The sequence below is a fragment of the Arthrobacter sp. SlRoot2-15 genome (assembly GCF_059739345.1).
In genome coordinates, this window is record NZ_AP046058.1 from 2834838 (window position 1) to 2853402 (window position 18565).

Genomic DNA, 18565 nt, shown 5'->3' on the forward strand with positions numbered 1-18565 from the left:
TGTGAGTTTCTTCCTGGTCTTCGTGGCGATCGTGCTGGCCGCCGTCGCCATCCTCGTCGGCACCGACCTGGCGCCGCGGGTCTTCCGGCGCCGAACCGGCGAGCAGCCCTTCGATGACGGCTTCGACGAGCCCGTGGCCTCACTGCCGGCCGTGCTGCTGCCCGCCGACGCGGAACCCGCCGACGTCGACCGGATCCGCTTCGCCGTCGGCGTGCGCGGCTACCGGATGGACCAGGTGGATCAGGTCCTCGACGAGCTGCGGGACCAGATTGCCCGGAAGGACCGCGAAATCGCCGGCCTCCGCAGGGAGCTGGAACGCAGGGAGCTGGAACGCGGGGAACCGGAACGCGCCGGGCATGAACGGCGGCCGGACCGTCCCCGGCCGGATCAGGCCCCGTGAACGAAACCGCACCGGCCGGGCTGAACGCCGCCGTGTGGAGCCGGATCGCGGCCGCCGGCGCGCGCACCGCCGGCTGGCCCTGGTGGCTGCAGACCGGCGCTATCTACCTCGCCGCCCGCCTGGTCAGCGCCTGCATCTTTATGGCGGCCGCCCTTCAGCAGGGCGTGAACCCGTGGTTTCCGCCGAAGCCGGACTACTGGAACTTCATCAACATCTGGGACGCGCGCTGGTACGGGGAAGCGCTGCGCAACGGCTATCCGGCCGTGCTGCCCACCGACGCGGCCGGCAATGTGCAGGAGAACGCCTGGGCGTTCTACCCGCTGTTCCCGCTGCTGGGCAGGACGCTCGCCGGGCTGACCGGGATGGCCCCGGCGGCCGCGCTGGGCCTGATTGCCATGCTCTGCGGGCTGGCGGCGGCCCTGGTCATCTACCGGCTGTTCCGGCTCAGGGCCACCCACCGCACGGCGCTGTGGGGCTCGGTGTTCGTGGACACCTTCCCCGTGGCGCCGGTTCTGCAGGTGCCGTACGCCGAGTCGCTGAACCTCCTGCTGCTGGCCGCGGCGCTGCTGCTGGTGGTGCGCCGGCGCTACCTGTGGGCCATGCCGGTGGCGCTGCTGATGTGCCTCTCGCGTCCCACGGGTGTGCCCTTCGCCGCCATGGCCGGCCTGCTGTTCCTGTACCGGGTGTACCCGCACCTTGAGGCACGCTTGCCCCGCCTGCCGCGGACCGCCGGGGAAGACGGCAGCGGCCTTGGCGCCGGAGCGGTCGCCGGCACCCGCGGACACAGCGCCGGCGAGCTGTGGTCGCTGGCCGGGCTCACCGCGGTGAGCGGCCTGGGCGCGCTGCTGTGGCCCGCCATCGCCTGGGCTGTCACCGGGGACCTGCAGGCCTACACCAAAACCGAGACCGTATGGCGGGGGCACGACCTGGTGCCGTTCAAGCCCTGGTTCGACACCGGCGTCCAGCTCTTCGGCCCCGCCTTGGGGCTGCTGGCACCCTTCGTTTTTGTGGCCGCCTTCGCGCTGCTGATGATGTCCCGTCCCGTGGCGGCGCTGGGAGCGGAGCTGCGGCTGTGGTGCGTTTGTTATATGGGTTATCTGCTGGTCTTCCTGCACCCGCAGACCAGCACCTTCCGGATGCTGCTCCCGCTGTTCCCCCTGGCGCTGGCCGCGGCCCTGGTGTCCCGCTCCCGCGCCTACCGCGGGACTGTGGTCATCATGTTCCTGCTGCTGCAAATGGTGTGGATCGTATGGCTGTGGGCGTGGGCCCAGCTGCCGGGCGGCGGCGACTATCCGCCGTGACGCCGGACACCTTTACGGGCCGGAGCGGCGGCTTTGCCCGGCGGCCCGGAATGTCCATCGATTAGCTACAAGCGCGTAATTACGGGATAATGGCCCTAAGCAAGGAAAACTGAGTGTTGAGCTACGGCGGCTGCCACCACGGCCGCCAGGCGGCTTGTTTGACCAAGCGGACGCAGCCCGGCCGGGCTGGCAAGTCACGGGACTACTAAGGGGGATATTCCTCATGGCGGCTATGAAACCACGCACCGGCGACGGCCCTATGGAAGTGACCAAAGAGGGCCGCAGCCTGATCATGCGTGTTCCGCTCGAAGGCGGGGGGCGGCTTGTGGTCGAACTCAACGCTGCCGAAGCGACCAACCTCAAGGAATGCCTGGTCGGCGTTACCGAATAACTTCGACGTCGCAGGACGAAGGGGCCCGCTGCCTGTTGGCAGCGGGCCCTTACTGCTTTTGCACCACAGGGGTGGAGGGCTATTTCTTGACCGCGACCAGCAGGCCGTCGCCGGTGGGCAGCATCGCGGAGGCGAGCCGGTCGTCGTCGCGGATGGACTTGCCAATCTGGCGCAGCACCACCGTGGTCGCCTCCCGGGCGGCGGGGTTGGAGACCCGGTCCTTGTCGAGGGCGTCGTTGACAATCAGCAGGCCGCCGGACTTGAGCAGCCGGATGGCCTGTTCCACATAGCCGGGGTAGTTGGGTTTGTCCGCGTCAATGAACACCAGGTCGTAGGCCCCGTCGGTCAGGCGCGGCAGCACGTCCCCGGCCCGGCCGGAGATGGTGCGGGTCCGGTTCGCCGGACTGCCGGCCTCCTGGAAGGACTCGCGCGCGGCACGAAGGTGTTCGACGTCGACGTCGATGGTGGTCAGGACGGCCTGCGGGCCAAGCCCCCGCAGGATGCACACGCCGGAAACACCCGCGCCTGTGCCGATCTCCACCGCGGTCTGCGCCTTGGAAGCGGCCGCGAGCACGGTCAGGACGGCTCCGACGCCGGGACCGATCGGCGTGACGCCGAGTTCGAAAGACCGTTCGCGCGCGTGCAACAAAACCTCATCCTCGGCAGGCAGATCTTCTGCGTAGGACCAGCTCGTGGACTTATCGGCGCTCATGGGTATCGCTTTCCGGGCAGGAGGGGAGTGTTTTATACAGCGTACTGTGTCCGTCCCTGCGTCCTCGTCACGGCGTTCCGCCGTCGGCGGAAGAAGCCTGCGGGTCAGGAAATTCCCAGCTTATTTTGAAATGATGGGTATCCGCTCATCCGCGTGGTGACCGGCGCCGAATCAACGATGTAGGACCTTGCAACCGCAAGTACCATCGAGGCGTAAGCACCATCCGCGAGGGGAGTGGACAATGTCGGTTCTGGCAGGTGTCCCTGTAACTGAGGAGTCCCAGCCCACGGCCGAGGCCGAATGGGTCAGGCCGACGTGGGAAGAGGTGGTGACCAACCACTCCGCAAAGGTCTACCGGCTGGCATACCGGCTCACCGGCAACAAGTACGACGCCGAGGACCTCACCCAGGAGGTGTTCGTCCGCGTCTTCCGATCGCTGGAGAACTTCAAGCCGGGCACCCTCGACGGCTGGCTGCACCGGATCACCACCAACCTCTTCCTGGACCAGGCGCGCCGCAAGAGCCGGATCCGGTTCGACGCCTTGGCCGAGGACGCCGAGTCGCGCATCCCCGGCCGCGAGCCCGGCCCGGAACAGAGCTTTGAGTTCAACAACCTCGACCTGGACGTGCAGGCCGCGCTCGAGGAACTGCCGCCGGACTTCCGCGCCGCCGTGGTGCTCTGCGACCTCGAAGGTCTCTCCTATGACGAGGTCGCAGTGGCGCTGGACGTCAAACTCGGCACCGTCCGGTCCCGGATCCACCGCGGACGCACCATGCTCCGCGAGAAGCTGGCCCACCGCGACCCGAGGCCGAAGCCGGCCGCCAAGCAGGCCCTGAAGCCGCGGCTCAAGATGCCGCGCATCGCCGGCCTCCTCTGAACCGGGCAATGGGTCAGCTGAAACATTTCCTCAGTGGCCTTGCGTGCAGATACTTTGGCCGCACGCCCCGACGTCCCCGCCTCGGCGCGACGCCGCTCACCGGCGCCGCCCAGGAGCGGCGCCAGCGGCACCTTGCGCGCTGCGCCATGTGCCGGGTCCGGCAGCAACGCGAACGCCAGTACCTCGAACGGCTGCGCGGTGCCGCCGTGCCCGCCGCCAGTGAGGACCTCACCGCCAGGCTGCTCGCACGCACCGGGGAGCTTGCCGCCGGCCACCCGGACCATGGGCCCGCCGCATCAGTGCCTGCGGAATCCGCACCCGGGGACCCCGCCCCGGCGGCCGGGCCAGGGGTGACCCCGCAGGGACGGAGGGCTCCGCAGGCGCCGCCCTGGCGGCTCGCGGTGCAGATCGCCGGCGGAGTGGCTGCCACCACGGCCCTGATGGGCGGGGCCGCCTACGTCATGGGCAGCGACACCCCGCCCGCCCCTGAGGGCGCCTTCGCCGCGGAGCTCCCCGCCCGGCTGAACGGCCAGGCCCTGTCCTCCGAGACCGTCTCCGGCGCCGCCTGGAAGCTCAGCGGGGGCCCCGACGTCGCGCCGGCCGGTTCGCTGAGCTCCGAACAGCTTTCCGCGCTGCGCGCCCGCGGCTGGGCCTGCCCCGAGCTGCGGGAGCTGGGGTACCACCTGCTCTGGGCCCGCGGCGGCGTCGCCGCCGGCTCGGAGGTGCTGGAACTGCGCCTCACCGACGGCCGGCACTTCGCCACCGTCCTGGAACAACACAGCAGCCAGCCGGGCACAAAGCAGCCGGCCGCAGAGGAGCCGGGCAAAGAGCCGCCGCCCACTGCGGTGCCGGTCAACGTGCTCACCGGCCATCCGGCAACCGAGGACGGTTTCGTGCCGGCCGGGACGGACGGGGCGGTCGCTCCCCAAAGCCCCGCAGCGGCCTCCGGCACGCTGTGGGTCAACCGCCAGGCACCGTTCCGGGCCATCTACCGGGCGCCAGCGGCGACCTTCACCTACATCTCCGAACTGCCCGAGGAACAGGCCAACGACGGCGTGGGCGCCCTCGTGCAGTCCCGCCCGGGCCATGCCGAGCCGGCGCACGGCGGCGACGGGATCGCGGCCCGGCTGCAGCGGGGCCTGGAACGGATTGTGGAGCTGCTCGCGCGCTGAGTTCCCGCTGCCCGCCCGGGTGCAGCGCGGACCTGCGGAATCGTCGAGCGCACGGGTGAGAGGGTAATCTTCCTAGAGTGTTTGGAATCAACGGACCGGAATTCATAATTCTGCTGATCGTGGGCCTTTTGGTGATCGGTCCCAGCAGGTTGCCCGAATACACCCAGAAGCTCGCCAACATCGTCAAGGAAGTCCGCCGGATGGCCTCCGGTGCCCGCGAGCAGATCAAGGAAGAAGTCGGCATCGACATCGACGATGTGGACTGGAAGAAGTACGATCCCCGGCAGTATGACCCGCGGCGGATCATCAAGGAAGCCCTCCTCGAGGACGACACCAAGCCGGTCAGCGCCGGCGCGCCGGCCGCCGTCGCCACCGCCGAGGAGCGGCCCCCGGCCCGCGTCATCGAGCGGCTGCCCGAGGGCGAAGCCGCTCCGTACGACTCCGAGGCCACCTAGGCGGACGCCCTGGACGGGCCGGCTTAGCGGACGCCCGGCGGGTGTTTCTCAGCGGGGCTGCAGGCCCAGGGACAGGCCGTTCAGGCCGCGCGGGCTGGACGCCAGCCGTCCGGCGATGCCCGTCAAAGCCGCCGCCGCCGGAGTCTCCGGCCGGCCCAGCACCATTGGGACGCCGGAGTCCCCGCCCTCGCGCAACAGGATGTCGAGCGGGATCTGGCCCAGCAGCGGCACTTCGGTTCCCACCGTGGCGGAGAGCCGCTCGGCGAGCACGGCGCCGCCGCCGCTGCCGAAGAGTTCCATCCGGGCGCCGTCGGGCATTTCCAGGTAGGACATGTTCTCCACCACGCCGGCCACGGACTGGCCGGTCTGCACCGCGATCGCCCCGGCCCGCTCGGCGACGTCGGCGGCCGCGGCCTGCGGGGTGGTGACCACCAGGATCTGGGCCCCCGGCAGCAGCTGGGCCACCGAAATGGCGATGTCCCCGGTGCCCGGCGGCAGGTCCAGGAACAGCGCATCGAGGTCGCCGAAGTAGACGTCCGTGAGGAACTGCTCGAGCGCACGGTGCAGCATCGGCCCGCGCCACGCCACAGGCTGGTTGCCCGTGACAAACATGCCGATCGAGATGACTTTAACCCCGTAGGCCACCGGTGGCAGGATCATGTCGTCCACCCGGGTGGGTGCCTGGCTGATGCCCATCAGCGCGGGGACGGAGAAGCCGTAGACGTCCGCGTCGATGATGCCCACCCGCAGCCCCTGCGCGGCCAACGCGCAGGCCAGGTTCACGGTGACGGAGGATTTACCCACGCCGCCCTTGCCGCTCGCGACGGCGTACACCTTGGTCAGCGAGCCCGGAGCGTTGAACGGGATGCCGCGCTTGCCGCCCGGGCCGCGCAGCTGCTCCTTGAGGGCATCGCGCTGGTCCTGGTTCATGACCTTTAGTTCGACCTCGACGGCGCTAACCCCCGGCACGGCGGAGAGCGCCGCTTCGCAGTCGGCGGTAATGGTGCCGCGCAGCGGGCAACCGGCGATGGTCAGCAGCACGGTGATCCGCACCCGTCCGGCGTCGGACACCTGCACCGAATCCACCATGCCAAGCTCGGTGATGGGCCGGCGCAATTCGGGGTCGATCACGGTGGCCAGCGCTGTGTGCACGGCCTGCTCCAGGACGGAGGTGCCGGCGGGTCCCTGCGGGGTGGTCATGCGGGCGTGGCTCAGCTTTCGGGGGAGGTGCGGGGGGCGGAGGAGTGCGGGCTGTCCGGCTTGCCCTCGCTCCGGACGCGCGGGATCTGCTGGGTGCGCGGGCTCCGCTGCTTGTCCCGGCGTTCCTTGAGCTTTTCCTTGACCTTGTCGCGCGGGGTTTCATGCGCGCCGGCGGAGGGGTCGTGGGTCCGCAGTTCCTCCTGCGCTTCGAGCATGTCCTCCAGCAGACTGCGCAGCTCGGCCCGGACATAGTCGCGGGTGGCGACCTCGCGCAGGGCGATGCGCAGGGAGGCGAGTTCCCGGGTCAGGTACTCGGTGTCCGAGAGGTTCCGCTCGGCCCGCTGGCGGTCCTGTTCCAGCGAGACCCGGTCCCGGTCGTCCTGGCGGTTCTGGGCCAGCAGCAGCAGCGGTGCGGCGTAGGAGGCCTGCAGGGAGAGCATCAGGGTCAGCAGCGTGTAGCCGAGCGCCTGGGAGTCGAACTGCCACTGTTCCGGCGCGAAGGTGTTCCAGACAATCCAGAAGACGCAGAACACCGTCATGTAGACGAGGAACGTCGGGGTGCCCATGAACCGGGCGAAGCCCTCCGTGGCGTGGCCGAAGGCGTCCGGGTTGGGGGAGAACTTGGGCAGGATCCGCGCCCGGCCGCTCAGGGGCGTGTCGAGGCTGCCGGTGGTCCTGGCTCCCGGGCGGACAGTGGAGTTCCGTGGTGTGCTGCTATCAGCCAATGCGGCCTCCAAGCTTCCTTATCGGGGCGTCGTCCTCGTGGGCGCGCCAGTCATCGGGCAACAGATGATCAAGCACGTCATCAACAGTCACCGCCCCGACGAGCCGGCCGTCTTCGTTGACCACGGGGAGCGAATTGAGGTTGTAGGTGGCCAGGGTGCGGGCCACCTCGCTGATGTGGGCCTGGTCCGAGACCGGTTCGAGGTTCTTGTCCACCAGGTTGCCCAGCGGTTCCGGCGGCGGGTAGCGCAGCAGCTGCTGGATGTGCACGACGCCGAGGAACCGCCCGGTGGGCGTCTCCAGCGGCGGGCGCGCGATGAAGATCGAGGAGGCCAATGCGGGGGAGAGTTCCTCGCGGCGGACGTGGGCGAGGGCCTCGGCGACGGTCGCTTCCGGGGGCAGGATGACCGGAACGGGGGTCATCAGGCCGCCGGCGGTGTCCTCGTCGTATTCGAGCAGGCGGCGCACGTCCTCGGCGCCTTCGGGTTCCATCAGCTGCAGCAGTTCCTCAGCCTGGGCGCTGGGGAGCTCGGCGAGGAGGTCGGCGGCGTCGTCGGGGTCCATTTCCTCCAGCACGTCGGCCGCGCGCTCGACGTCGAGGGCGGAGAGGATTTCCACCTGGTCGCCCTCGGGCATTTCCTGGAGCACGTCGGCGAGGCGTTCGTCCTGGAGTTCGCTGGCGACCTCGAAGCGGCGCTTGTCGCTCATCTCCTGCAGGGCCTCGGCGAAGTCGGCGGGCTTGAGGTCCTCGTGCGTGGCGACGAACTGGGTGGCGGCCTGCGGCTCGGTGCGGGCACCCTGCTGGGCATCGGCCCAGTCGATGATCATGGTTTCGTTCCGGCGCAGCCGGCTCAGCGGAGAGAGGGAGTGGCCGCGGCGGACGAAGAGTTTGCTGACGAACCAGTCGCCGGAGCGGTGCCGGTCCATCGCGATGTCCTCGATGGTGGCGTCCCCGCTGCCGTCCGCCAGGGTCACCCGGCGGTCGAACATTTCGGCGACCACCAGGGTTTCCGCGCCGCGCTGTTCGAAGCGGCGCAGGTTCACGAGCCCGGTGCAGATGATCTGGGTCTGGTCGATCGAGGTGATGCGGGTCATCGGCACGAAGACGCGCTTCTTGCCGGGCACCTCGACGACGATGCCCACCACGTGGGGGGCGCCCCGGTTGCCGCGGGCGAGCACCACGACGTCGCGCAAGCGGCCCAGACGGTCGCCCAGGGGGTCGAAGACGTCCAGTCCGAGGAGGCGCGCGACAAATACGCGCGAAAGAGTTGTGCTCACACCTACAGGCTACCGAGTCCGCTCTCTTTTAGCTGAATTTGCAGGCGCCGCCCAGCCGGATGGGTGAGAATGGGCGTATGTCAAACATTTTTGGTGGTCCAAAGGCCGGCGCTCCCGGCGGGGCGGACGAGTCACGCGCGGTTCCCAAGGGAGACACCGTCGGTTCCTACAACTCCTACCTGGACGCCCAGAAGGCGGTGGACTACCTCGCGGACCAGCAGTTTCCGGTGCAGCTCGTCTCGATCGTCGGCAACGACCTGAAGATGGTGGAGCGCGTCACCGGCCGGCTCACCTACCCCCGCGTGGCGCTTTCCGGTGCGCTGAGCGGCATGTGGTTCGGCCTCTTCGTCGGGGTCATGCTGTCCTTTTTCTCGGAGACCGGCGGGTACTTCTCGATCGTCACCTCGGTGCTGATGGGTGCGGCGTTCTTTATGCTCTTCGGCATCGTCACGTACGCCATGCAGCGCGGGAAGCGTGACTTCACGTCCACCAGCCAGGTGGTGGCGACCAACTACGACGTCGTGGTGGCCTTCGAGGCCGCCCATGAGGCCCGCCGGCTGCTGCACCAGCTGCCGATGACCCAGCACGACGCCGCCGCGCCCGGCTACCAGCAGTTCGACCACCAGCACCAGCCCTACCAGCAGGGCCCGCAGCAGCCCGGTACCCAGCAGCCCGGCCAGCCGGGGCAGGGTCCGGCGCCGCAGCGGCCGGCGGGCTGGAGCGACCCCTACGGCCAGCGGGCATCCGACGCCGCCCCGCAGCAGAGGGCCGCCGGTGAGCCGGCGGCGCAGGAGCCGGAACCGGCCCGCCCCTCCGGAGTCACCTACCCGGACCTGCCGGACGGCCGGCCGCAGTACGGGGTCCGTGTGACGGACCAACCCCGCCAGGGAGAGCACACCCCCGACGAACCCCGCAGGGAGGGCGAGCAGCCCCCGGAGCGCTAGAACAACAAGGGCGCTAGAACAACAGACAGGGTGGCCGCCGGATCACCGGTGGCCTCCCTTTTGCGTTCCCGCCCTGGCTGCTACGGCTGCTGGGCGTCGATTTCCTGGTAGATCCCGGCCATCCAGGACTCGACGTCGTCGGCCTTGCGCGGCAGCGCGGCGCTGAGGTTGACCGGGCCGTCGGTCGTCATCAGGATGTCGTCCTCGATCCGGACGCCGATGCCCCGGTATTCCGCCGGAATGCCAAGGTCCTCCTCCTTGAAGTAGAGGCCGGGTTCGATCGTGAAGACCATGCCCGGGGTCAGGACGCCGTCCAGGTACAGCTCGCGCTTGGCCTGGGCGCAGTCGTGCACGTCCAGGCCCAGGTGGTGGCTGGTGCCGTGCGGCATCCAACGGCGGTGCTGCTGGCCTTCGGGGCTGATGGCTTCCTCCACGGACACCGGCAGCAGCCCCCAGTCGGCGAGGCGCTCGGCCAGCACGGTAGTGGCGGCGGTGTGGATGTCGCGGAACTTGGTCCCGGGCTGCGCGGCGGCAAAGCCGGCATCGGCGGCGTCGAGCACTGCCTCGTAGACCTTGCGCTGGATCTCGGAGAAGGTGCCGTTGGCCGGGAGCGTGCGGGTGATGTCCGCGGTGTAGAGGGAGTCCGCCTCGACGCCGGCGTCCAGCAGCAGCAGCTCGCCGGCGTTGACCTTGCCGGTGTTCCGGGTCCAGTGCAGCACGGTGGCGTTGTTGCCGGCGGCGGCAATGGTGTCGTAGCCGAGCTCGTTGCCTTCTTCCCGGGCCCGGGCGAAGAACGCGCCTTCGACCACACGTTCGCCGCGGCGGTGGGTGAGGGCCCGCGGCAGCGCCTTGACCACCTCGGTAAAGCCCTGGACCGTGGCGGCCACGGCGATCTTCATCTGCTCGACTTCCCAGTCGTCCTTGATCAGGCGCAGCTCGGAGAGCGCCTCGCTGAGCTTCTCGTCGAGCGCGTCCAGGACGCCCAGGTCCAGGTTTTCCGGGTCCTTGGCGGTGTTGTAGCGCGCGGTGTCCACGAGCGCGTCGATGTTCTCGTCCACCTTGCGCACCAGCCGGATGGAGATGCCGCCGATTTCCGGGGCGCCGACGTTCTTGGTGATGGCGAGTTCGAGTTCGGCCAGGTCGGCGGTTTCCAGGCCCAGCCGGGCCTTGAACTCGGCGAGGGTGGGCCGGGCGCCGATCCAGAACTCGCCCGAGCGGGAGTCGGCGTAGAACTGCTCGGTGTCGCGGCCGGCCAGCGGGCGGAAGTACAGCGTCGCGCGGTGGTGGCCGCCGTCGTCGCCCGTGCCTTCGTCCACGGGCTCCAGGACGAGCACGGCGTCGGGCTCGTGGTCCAGGCCCAGGCCGGTCAGGTGCGCGAAGCCCGAGTGCGGGCGGAAGCGGTAGTCGCAGTCGTTGGAGCGGACCTTCAGCGGGCCGGCGGGAATGACCAGGCGTTCACCTTTGAACAGCTCGGAAATGGCCCGGCGGCGGGCGGCGGCGTGGCCCGCGACGGCGTCCAGTTCGGGCAGATCCGCCCGGGACGGGGCCCAGTTGCTGGCCATAAACGCCTTGAAAGCGTCGGAGCTGGGCCGCTGCGAGCGGTTGTTGACGCGCTCGTCGAGGGGCTGGGAAACGGAGACTTGGGTGTTATCGGCATCGTTCACCGTCCCATAGTCTCACCAGCGGCGCGGCTTAGGCCAACAAGCCGCCCCGGTGAATCTACTAGGCTGGGGAGGTGAGGATTGACCTGCATGCCCACTCGAATGTTTCCGACGGCACCCAAGCACCCGCGGAGGTGATCGCGTCGGCTGCGGCGGCCGGTCTCGACGTTGTCGCCCTGACCGACCACGACTCCACCGACGGCTGGGCCGAGGCCTCCGCAGCCGCCCGGGAGCTCGCCGTGGCGCTGGTTCCCGGCATGGAGATCTCCTGCCGGACCCGCGAAGGCATCAGCGTCCACCTGCTCAGCTACCTGCACGACCCCACGCACCCCGGCCTGGTCGAGGAAATCACCAAATCCAAGGACGCCCGCTTCACCCGGGCCGAACGGATGGTCAGCCTGCTCGCCGAGGACTACCCGCTGAGCTGGGACGACGTCATCCACCACGTCGCCCCCGGCGCCACCTTGGGCCGGCCGCACATCGCCGACGCCCTGGTGGCCGCGGGCGTGGTCGAGGACCGCAGCGAAGCCTTCGAATCGATCCTGACCTCGCACTCCCGCTACTGGGTGCAGCACTACGCGCCGGACCCGGCCTACGCCGTCGAACTGGTCCGGGACGCCGGCGGCGTGCCGGTCTTCGCGCACCCCGTTGCGTCCTCCCGCGGACGGATCGTGGGGGACCGCACCTACCGGGAAATGATCGACGCCGGCCTGGCCGGGCTGGAGGTCGACCACCGGGACAACCCGGAGGAGGGCCGGGTCTTCCTGCGCCGCCTCGCCGAACGGCACGGGCTGCTGGTGACCGGGTCCTCCGACTACCACGGGACCGGGAAGCCGAACCTGCTGGGCGAGAACCTGACCGCGCCGGAGGTGTTGGCCCGGATCGAGGAGCTGGGCACCGGAACGTCCGTGGTGCGTTGATGGAGTGGATTGACCTTCAGCTCCTGGCCTCCGTGATCGTCACGCTGTTCGTGATCATGGACCCGCCCGGAACGGTGCCGATCTTTATGTCCCTGACGGCGCAGATGGACGCCCGCGACCGGAACATGTCGGCGCTGCAGGCGCTGCTTGTGGCCACCGGCGTGATCGTGACCTTCGCGATTTTCGGGCAATCCATCCTGAACTACATGCACATTTCGCTCGCCGCGCTCCAGGGTGCCGGCGGCCTGCTCCTGGTGCTGATCGCGCTGCAGTTGCTGACCGGCTCCACCGGCGGCGAGGAGAACGCGGCGAAGTACAAGAACGTGGCGTTTGTGCCGCTGGGGACGCCGCTGATGGCCGGTCCCGGCGCGATCGTGGCGGTGATGGTCTTCGTCCAGCGCTCCAACAGCATGGCGCAGTACCTTGCCGTCGGGCTCGGGATCGCCGTGACGCTCGCGTCGCTCTACCTGGCGATGCGCTTCGCCGGCGTCGTGCAGCGCGCCTTGGGGGAGAACGGCGTCGAACTGGTCACCCGGATCGCCGGCCTGCTGCTCTCCGCGATCGCGGTGCAGATGATCGCCGACGCCGTGCACGCCTTCGTCAAAAGCTGGACCTAAGCGCGCCGCCTGCTGACCCGGACTAGTCGGGCAGGGCAGTGAACGTGGCGTGCGGGCCGAGCCTGGTCGCCATCACGTCGACGGCGGCCTGGTTCTGGTCCACGCACACAAACTTCCGCTCAAGCTTCGCCGCGACGGCGCCGAGCGTGCCGGAACCGGCGAAGAAGTCCAGGCACCAGTCCCCGGGCCGGCTGGACGCGGCGACCACCCGCCGGATCAGGCCCTCGGGCTTCTGCGTCGGATAGCCGGTCTTCTCCTTGCCCGTGGGCGAGACGATGGTGTGCCACCAGACGTCGGTGGGCAGTTTGCCGAGCTCGCGCTTGGCGGGGGTGACCAGCCCGGGCGCCATGTAGGGCTCGCGGTCCACCTCGGCGCTGTCGAAGTGGTACTTCGACGGGTTCTTCACATACACGAGGATGTTGTCGTGTTTGGTGGGCCAGCGGAACTTGGCGCGGGCGCCGTAGTCGTAGGCCCAGATGATTTCGTTGAGGAAACACTCGCGGCCGAAGATCGCATCCAGCATGACCTTGGCGTAGTGCACCTCGCGGTAGTCCAGGTGCAGGTACAGGGTGCCGTCGTCCGCGAGCAGCCGCCAGGCCTCCACGAGCCGGGGCTCCAAAAAGGACCAGTAGTCGCTGAACGCGTCGTCGTACTTGTGCAGCGCTCCCTTGATCGTGTCGTAGGAGCGGCCCTTGAAACCGACGCGGTCGCCCTCGCCCCCGGCGTTGAGCACCATTTTCGTTTCCTGGCGCTTCTGGACCCGGCCGGTGTTGAAGGGCGGATCCACGTAAATGAGTGTGAAGGCGCCGTCCGGCAGCGTCGGGAGGTATTCCGCGTTGTCCGCGTGTACCACCAGGTTGCTGCCGTCCGGCGCCCAGACGGTATCAGCCATAAAGGGGATTAGGCCTCGGCGCTGCGTGCCGGGGCGCCGCCCTGGGCCTCGCCGCTGACCACTTCACCGTTGCGGCGGCGGGTGCGGGTCCGCCGGCGCGCCCGGGTGGCCCGGTCGACCTCGGTCGGGGCGCTGGCCGTTGCGGCCGGAGCCGATGCCTCGGCGGGGCCGGTGGAGGTTTCTGCCTCGGGGGAACGACGACGGCGTCCGCCGTCGCGTCCGCCCTCGCGGGAGCCGGAGCGTCCGCCGTCGCGTCCGCCCTCGCGGGAGCCGGAGCGTCCGCCGTCGCGCCCGCCTTCGCGGGAGCCGGAGCGTCCGCCGTCGCGCCCGCTGTTTGACGCGCTGCCGCGCGAGTTTTTCTTGCCGGTCTCGCCGAGGTCCTCGAGGACTTCGGCGTCGACGCCGGCGAGCACCCGCTTGTCGCGGGGGAGACGGCCCTTGGTGCCCTCGGGGATATCCAGTTCCTCGTACAGGTGCGGCGAGGAGGAATAGGTTTCCACCGGTTCGGGCACGCTCAGGCCGAGGGCCTTGTTGATCAGGCCCCAGCGGGGCATGTCGTCCCAGTCGACGAAGGTCACGGCGGTGCCCTTGTTGCCGGCGCGGCCGGTGCGGCCCACGCGGTGCAGGTAGATCTTCTCGTCTTCGACGCACTGGTAGTTGATCACGTGCGTGACGTCGTCGACGTCGATGCCGCGGGCGGCGACGTCGGTGGCGACGAGGACATCGACCTTGTTGTTGCGGAAGGCGCGCAGCGCCTGCTCGCGGGCACCCTGGCCGAGGTCGCCGTGGATGGCGGCGGCGGCGAAGCCGCGGTCCACCAGTTCCTCGGCGACCTTGGCAGCGGTGCGCTTGGTCTTGGTGAAGATGATGGTGCGGCCGCGGCCGCGGGCCTGCAGGATGCGCGAGACGACCTCGATCTTGTCCATGCTGTGGGCACGGTAGATGAGCTGGCGGATGTCGCGCTTGGTCAGGCCCTCGTCGTCGGGGTCAGCGGCCCGGATGTGGGTGGGCTGGCTCATGTAGCGGCGCGCCATCGCGATGACCGGGCCGGGCATGGTCGCGGAGAACAGCAGCGTCTGCCGGACCGCGGGGGTGCCGGCGATCAGGGTCTCGACGTCGGGCAGGAAGCCGAGGTCCAGCATCTCGTCGGCCTCGTCCAGGATGACCATCTTGACGTTCTTCAGCACCAGGTGCTTCTGCTTGTACAGGTCGATCAGGCGCCCGGGGGTGCCGACGACGACCTCGACGCCCTGCTGCAGCGCCTCGACCTGCGGTTCGTAGGCGCGGCCGCCGTAGATGGTGGTGATCCGGGCGTTGCGCTTGCGGGCTGCCGTCTGCAAGTCGCTTGCGACCTGCACGGCCAGCTCGCGGGTCGGCACAATGACGAGGGCCTGCGGCGCGCCGGGGGCGGGCAGCAAGGCGTAGCCGGCGTCGTCGCGGCCGATGACCCGCTGCAGGGCCGGGATGCCGAAGCCAAGAGTCTTGCCGGTGCCGGTCTTGGCCTGGCCGATGATGTCATGGCCGGACAGCGCGACGGGCAGGGTCATGGCCTGGATCGGGAACGGGTGGGTGATGCCGGCGTCGGCGAGGGATTCCACGATGTCGGCGCGGACGTTGTAGTCGGCGAACGACTTTTCCGCGATTTCGTGCGGTTTTTCGTCCGAGATGATGGTCTCTTCCGGCTCGATCGATTCCGTGCCGGATTCGTCGGTCAGAAGCTGGTGCGTGTGCAATTCACTCACAGGGGAGTTTCCTTATTCATTTGGGCTGCGCTGCTTGCTCAACGGGGCCGGCGCGGGGCCGTTCCGGAGCACGCTCAGACGCGCAAGCAAGTCCAGTGGAAGCCGATCGCGGGCTATCTGATGCTGGCACTGGGACCAGCGGGTGTGTCTCAAGATCGCGTAGGGGCGGGCTTGTTGAATTCGAAAAACTTGGAAATCAACGACCGGGCATCCATTACTACCTTTCCAGTCTAGCCGTTCGCCGTTGCGAACCTCGACCGGGGGCCGCGGTGCGGCGCGCCCATGTGCCCCGCAACGGCGCGGAGCCGGGACCGGCGAATCAGCCGACGAGCTCGAGCCGGACTTCCCGGGTGGCGATGTCCGAGGACACCACGCGCACCCGGACCTGGGTGCCGGACTCGAGGTCGCCGGGGCACCGGGCGGTCACCGCGGGCTCGGCGATCTGCACGATCCCGGACGGGCCGTTCCCGTTTCCGTTTCCCTTGCCGGTGCCGGTGCCGGTCCCGTTTCCGTTGCCGCCGGGCCCGCCGGCGCCGTTCTTGGCCGGTTTCGAGCCGGAGATGACGACGGCGTCGAACTCCTGCCCGATGTGGTTGATCAGCAGGGCGGCCTCCACGGTGTCCAGCGAGAGCCGCTCCAGCTTGGCGGCCAGCTGGTCCGAGGCCGCCATGATGGCCGGCAGCGAGGGGAGCGCCGCGCGGGCCCAGCCGGGGACCTCGGCGCCGTTGGACAGGGCCTCGCAGATGACCAGGACGAAGCGGTCGATCAAGCGGCGCAGCGGGGCGGTGGAGTGGGCGTACGCCGCGCCGATGGCGGACTGGATCGCGTCCCCGGGGACTTCGCCGTCGAACGGGGTGTAGCCGGCGCCGCGGAAAAGCATGCCGGCCGAGTGGACGATCGCCAGCTGCCGGGGGTCCGTGGGGTCCAGGGTGCGCAGGTATTCCCCGTAGCTGATCTCCCCGTCCCACGGCTTGCCGAGCGCGCCGGTCTGGCGCCGGAAATGCCGCAGCGAACGCTCGTCCGGCGCGGGCATGGTGCGCAGGATGCCGACCTTGCCCCGGAGCATCAGCTCGGCCGCGGCCATGCCGGTCATCAGCGAGATCTGGGCGTTCCAGTCCTCCACCGGCAGCGGCGGGGCCGCGACAATCCGGTAGCCGCCGTCGGGCAGCTGCTCGATTTCCTGCTCCGGCATGTTCAGGCTGGCGCCGCCGCGCAAACGTTCCAGTTCCACCCGCTTGCTGCCGACTTCCTTCAGCAGCTGCAAGAGGGGGTCGGCGGTGCCGCCGTCGAGCTCGGCCTGCACCCCGTGGTAGCTGAGCTTGGCCCGGCTGCGGACCTGCGCCCGGCGCACCAGGACGGAGGACACCTCGGCGGCGGCATCGAGCTCGAACTCCCAGACGAAGGCCGCGCAGAGCTGGCCGGCCAGCAGGCTGCCGGCCGCCTCGCTGATGACTTCCGGATGCAGCGGGATCCGGCCCTCCGGCGTGTAGAACGTCTGGCCGCGGCGGCGGGTTTCGGCGTCGAGCGCGCTGCCTGGGGCGACGAAGGAGGGGACGTCCGCGATCGCGTAGAAGACTTTGTACCCGTCGCCGGCGCGGTCAATGAAGAGCGCCTGGTCCAGGTCCGTTGAGGAGGCCGGATCAATGGTCACAAACTCCACGTGGGTCAGGTCCAGGGCCGGCAGCTCGTGGCCTGCCACCGCTGCCTCGGCCTCGCGGAGCACCTCGTCCGGGAACGGGCCCGGCAGCTCCAGCGTGGTGCGCAGTGCGTTGAGCGACTGGGCCAGTTGGTTCTGCTGCTGGCGCACGCTTGGGGTCAGGCGATGATGAGACACGAAAATCAGGTTAGCCCGATTTTCGCCATTAGTCTTGGAGCATGAGCACTTCCCCGGCCAGCCCCGTCCGCGACCAGCATTTTCTCCGGGAGCTGCTGGGTGTGATGGCCTACGGGGAGCTCTCGGCCTTCGAACGGCTGTCTTCCGACGCCCGGTATTCGCCCACGCTGCATGACCGCGCCGTGCTGGGGAGCCTTGCCGTCACCGAGTTCCAGCACTACGAACTGGTCTGCGCGAAACTGGCGGAGCTCGGCGTCGACGCGGAGGAGGCCATGCTGCCGTTCCAGCCGTCCGTGGACCACTTCCATGAGCGCACCCGCCCCTCCGACTGGTACGAGTCGCTGATGAAGGCCTACGTGATCGACACGGTGTCCGCGGACTTCTACCGCCTGATTTCCGGCTACGTCGACGCCGGCACGGCCGCCCTGATCGAGCAGGTCCAGTCAGCCGAGGGCGCGACGGCAGTGCTGGGCGAACGGCTCAAGGCGGCGCTCGCGGATGATCCCCGGCTGGCTTCCCGGCTGGCCCTGTGGGCGCGGCGCCTGCTGGGCGAGGCGCTCACCCAGGCCCAGCGCGTCAGTGTGGACCGCGCCCTCCTGGGCGGTCTGGCCGGCGTGGACGAGGCCGGGGCAGGGGAACTGGTCCGCTCCCTGACTGCCGAGCTCGCCGCCGCCCACTCCCGCCGGATGTCCCAGCTGGGGCTCGCGGGTTAGCTGGACGCGGCGTCGGCATCCGCCCCCGCGTCGAGCGAGGCAAGCAGCGCGCGTGCCGCCCCGGCGGGATCGTCGGCCTCGGTGATCGCCCGGACCACCACGACCCGGCGGGCGCCCGCCTCCACCACCTGCTCCACGTTGCCCAGATCGATGCCTCCGATCGCAAACCACGGCACCACCCCGGCGACCCGGCCGCTGTCGCCGGCCTCGGCCCGTTCAATCGCCGCCGCGGCGTAGCGCACCAGGTCCAGCCCGACGGCGGCGCGGCCCGGCTTGGTGGGGGTCGCCCAGACCGGACCCACGCAGAAGTAGTCCAGCCCGCTCCGGCCCGGGGCCGCGGCGATGGCCGCGTCGACCTGTTCCGGGGTGTGCGTGGACATGCCGATCACGGTGCCCTTGCCCAGGAAATCCCGGGCCGCGGCGAAGGGAATGTCCTTCTGGCCGATATGGAAGACCGGCGCCCCGGCGAGCGAGGCGAGGTCGGCGCGGTCGTTCACGGCCCAGAGCCGGCCGTGCCGCTGCGCTACGGAGTGCAGGACCTCCAGGAGCTCGAGCTCCTCGGCCGCCTCCAGTGACTTGTCCCGCAACTGGATGATGTCCACCCCGCCGGCGAAGGCGGCGTCGACGAAGTACTCGAAGTCGCCGCGGCCCTTCCGGGCATCGGTGCACAGGTACAGGCGGGCGGTGGTGTGGACATCCTGGCTCATGCCCCAAGCCTAGTTCCTCTAAACTG

Annotated in this window: 19 protein-coding genes; 10 read left to right on the forward strand and 9 right to left on the reverse strand. The window is 69.6% G+C overall.

What is annotated here, in order from left to right:
- Position 1 precedes the first annotated feature (1 nt).
- The 3 genes from AC6I9V_RS13110 (at position 2) to AC6I9V_RS13120 (ending at position 2092) form a co-directional block, all read left to right on the forward strand.
- Positions 2 to 400 (forward strand): DivIVA domain-containing protein, encoded by a 399-nt coding sequence (locus AC6I9V_RS13110; RefSeq protein WP_497899740.1) that lies wholly within the window; start codon positions 2 to 4, stop codon positions 398 to 400.
- Between the two features lie 20 nt (positions 401 to 420).
- Positions 421 to 1701, forward strand: coding sequence for a putative hexosyltransferase (locus AC6I9V_RS13115; protein ID WP_497900313.1), 1281 nt, complete (start codon positions 421 to 423; stop codon positions 1699 to 1701).
- Positions 1702 to 1924: 223 nt separating this feature from the next.
- Positions 1925 to 2092, forward strand: coding sequence for a DUF3117 domain-containing protein (locus AC6I9V_RS13120; RefSeq protein WP_079550332.1), 168 nt, complete (start codon positions 1925 to 1927; stop codon positions 2090 to 2092).
- A 79-nt stretch (positions 2093 to 2171) separates the two neighbouring features.
- Here the strand turns inward: AC6I9V_RS13120 and AC6I9V_RS13125 are convergent, their stop codons facing one another.
- Positions 2172 to 2804, reverse strand: coding sequence for an O-methyltransferase (locus tag AC6I9V_RS13125; RefSeq protein ID WP_138768734.1), 633 nt, complete (start codon positions 2802 to 2804; stop codon positions 2172 to 2174).
- Positions 2805 to 3045: 241 nt separating this feature from the next.
- Here AC6I9V_RS13125 and sigE point away from each other — a divergent pair, with 241 nt between their 5' ends.
- The 3 genes from sigE to AC6I9V_RS13140 all read left to right on the forward strand — a co-directional run bounded on the left by sigE (position 3046) and on the right by AC6I9V_RS13140 (position 5308).
- A complete protein-coding gene (sigE, locus tag AC6I9V_RS13130) occupies positions 3046 to 3681 on the forward strand; it encodes an RNA polymerase sigma factor SigE (protein WP_349411951.1) in 636 nt (211 codons plus the stop codon).
- An 8-nt stretch (positions 3682 to 3689) separates the two neighbouring features.
- Positions 3690 to 4853, forward strand: coding sequence for a hypothetical protein (locus AC6I9V_RS13135; RefSeq protein WP_497899741.1), 1164 nt, complete (start codon positions 3690 to 3692; stop codon positions 4851 to 4853).
- A gap of 77 nt (positions 4854 to 4930) precedes the next feature.
- Positions 4931 to 5308 carry a twin-arginine translocase TatA/TatE family subunit gene (locus AC6I9V_RS13140; RefSeq protein ID WP_497899742.1) on the forward strand — a complete coding sequence of 126 codons (378 nt, stop codon included), beginning with the start codon at positions 4931 to 4933 and terminating at the stop codon, positions 5306 to 5308.
- A gap of 48 nt (positions 5309 to 5356) precedes the next feature.
- Here AC6I9V_RS13140 and AC6I9V_RS13145 read toward each other — a convergent pair whose 3' ends face one another.
- From AC6I9V_RS13145 to AC6I9V_RS13155, 3 genes are read right to left on the reverse strand one after another with little or no spacing between them, the layout of a single operon-like run.
- Entirely contained in the window at positions 5357 to 6508 is a 1152-nt protein-coding gene (locus AC6I9V_RS13145) for an Mrp/NBP35 family ATP-binding protein (protein WP_497899743.1), read from the reverse strand.
- Positions 6509 to 6519: 11 nt separating this feature from the next.
- Entirely contained in the window at positions 6520 to 7245 is a 726-nt protein-coding gene (locus tag AC6I9V_RS13150) for a DUF1003 domain-containing protein (protein ID WP_349411958.1), read from the reverse strand.
- Entirely contained in the window at positions 7226 to 8509 is a 1284-nt protein-coding gene (locus AC6I9V_RS13155; RefSeq protein ID WP_497899744.1) for a magnesium transporter MgtE N-terminal domain-containing protein, read from the reverse strand. Before AC6I9V_RS13155 ends, AC6I9V_RS13150 begins: the two co-directional genes overlap by 20 nt.
- 77 nt (positions 8510 to 8586) lie before the next feature.
- On the opposite strand from AC6I9V_RS13155, the gene AC6I9V_RS13160 reads away from it, so the two are divergent.
- Positions 8587 to 9453, forward strand: a complete 867-nt coding sequence (locus tag AC6I9V_RS13160) for a YflT domain-containing protein (protein WP_497899745.1) — start codon at positions 8587 to 8589, stop codon at positions 9451 to 9453.
- Positions 9454 to 9533: 80 nt separating this feature from the next.
- Here AC6I9V_RS13160 and AC6I9V_RS13165 read toward each other — a convergent pair whose 3' ends face one another.
- Complete coding sequence (locus tag AC6I9V_RS13165) at positions 9534 to 11117, reverse strand: aminopeptidase P family protein (protein ID WP_497899746.1); 1584 nt, start codon at positions 11115 to 11117, stop codon at positions 9534 to 9536.
- Positions 11118 to 11188: 71 nt separating this feature from the next.
- On the opposite strand from AC6I9V_RS13165, the gene AC6I9V_RS13170 reads away from it, so the two are divergent.
- Entirely contained in the window at positions 11189 to 12034 is an 846-nt protein-coding gene (locus AC6I9V_RS13170) for a PHP domain-containing protein (RefSeq protein ID WP_497899747.1), read from the forward strand.
- A gap of 8 nt (positions 12035 to 12042) precedes the next feature.
- Positions 12043 to 12651, forward strand: a complete 609-nt coding sequence (locus tag AC6I9V_RS13175; RefSeq protein ID WP_349412200.1) for a MarC family protein — start codon at positions 12043 to 12045, stop codon at positions 12649 to 12651.
- Between the two features lie 22 nt (positions 12652 to 12673).
- On the opposite strand, the gene AC6I9V_RS13180 is transcribed toward AC6I9V_RS13175, so the two are convergent.
- The 3 genes from AC6I9V_RS13180 to AC6I9V_RS13190 form a co-directional block, all read right to left on the reverse strand.
- Entirely contained in the window at positions 12674 to 13543 is an 870-nt protein-coding gene (locus AC6I9V_RS13180; protein ID WP_349411966.1) for a DNA-methyltransferase, read from the reverse strand.
- Between the two features lie 8 nt (positions 13544 to 13551).
- Positions 13552 to 15285: a DEAD/DEAH box helicase gene (locus tag AC6I9V_RS13185; protein ID WP_497899748.1), complete on the reverse strand. Its 1734-nt coding sequence runs from the start codon at positions 15283 to 15285 to the stop codon at positions 13552 to 13554.
- 319 nt (positions 15286 to 15604) lie between these two features.
- Positions 15605 to 17119, reverse strand: coding sequence for an RNB domain-containing ribonuclease (locus tag AC6I9V_RS13190; RefSeq protein WP_497899749.1), 1515 nt, complete (start codon positions 17117 to 17119; stop codon positions 15605 to 15607).
- A gap of 41 nt (positions 17120 to 17160) precedes the next feature.
- On the opposite strand from AC6I9V_RS13190, the gene AC6I9V_RS13195 reads away from it, so the two are divergent.
- Complete coding sequence (locus AC6I9V_RS13195; protein ID WP_497899750.1) at positions 17161 to 17832, forward strand: ferritin-like fold-containing protein; 672 nt, start codon at positions 17161 to 17163, stop codon at positions 17830 to 17832.
- Here AC6I9V_RS13195 and thiE read toward each other — a convergent pair.
- Entirely contained in the window at positions 17829 to 18539 is a 711-nt protein-coding gene (thiE, locus tag AC6I9V_RS13200) for a thiamine phosphate synthase (protein ID WP_497899751.1), read from the reverse strand. The genes AC6I9V_RS13195 and thiE overlap by 4 nt on opposite strands.
- Positions 18540 to 18565: the final 26 nt, after the last annotated feature.

Coding starts and splice junctions, on each gene's coding strand:
- AC6I9V_RS13120 (WP_079550332.1), top strand. CDS start 1,925: ATGGCGGCTATGAAACCACGCACCGGCGACGGCCCTATGGAAGTGACC.
- AC6I9V_RS13125 (WP_138768734.1), bottom strand. CDS start 2,804: ATGAGCGCCGATAAGTCCACGAGCTGGTCCTACGCAGAAGATCTGCCT.
- sigE (WP_349411951.1), top strand. CDS start 3,046: ATGTCGGTTCTGGCAGGTGTCCCTGTAACTGAGGAGTCCCAGCCCACG.
- AC6I9V_RS13135 (WP_497899741.1), top strand. CDS start 3,690: ATGGGTCAGCTGAAACATTTCCTCAGTGGCCTTGCGTGCAGATACTTT.
- AC6I9V_RS13145 (WP_497899743.1), bottom strand. CDS start 6,508: ATGACCACCCCGCAGGGACCCGCCGGCACCTCCGTCCTGGAGCAGGCC.
- AC6I9V_RS13160 (WP_497899745.1), top strand. CDS start 8,587: ATGTCAAACATTTTTGGTGGTCCAAAGGCCGGCGCTCCCGGCGGGGCG.
- AC6I9V_RS13180 (WP_349411966.1), bottom strand. CDS start 13,543: ATGGCTGATACCGTCTGGGCGCCGGACGGCAGCAACCTGGTGGTACAC.
- AC6I9V_RS13195 (WP_497899750.1), top strand. CDS start 17,161: ATGAGCACTTCCCCGGCCAGCCCCGTCCGCGACCAGCATTTTCTCCGG.
- thiE (WP_497899751.1), bottom strand. CDS start 18,539: ATGAGCCAGGATGTCCACACCACCGCCCGCCTGTACCTGTGCACCGAT.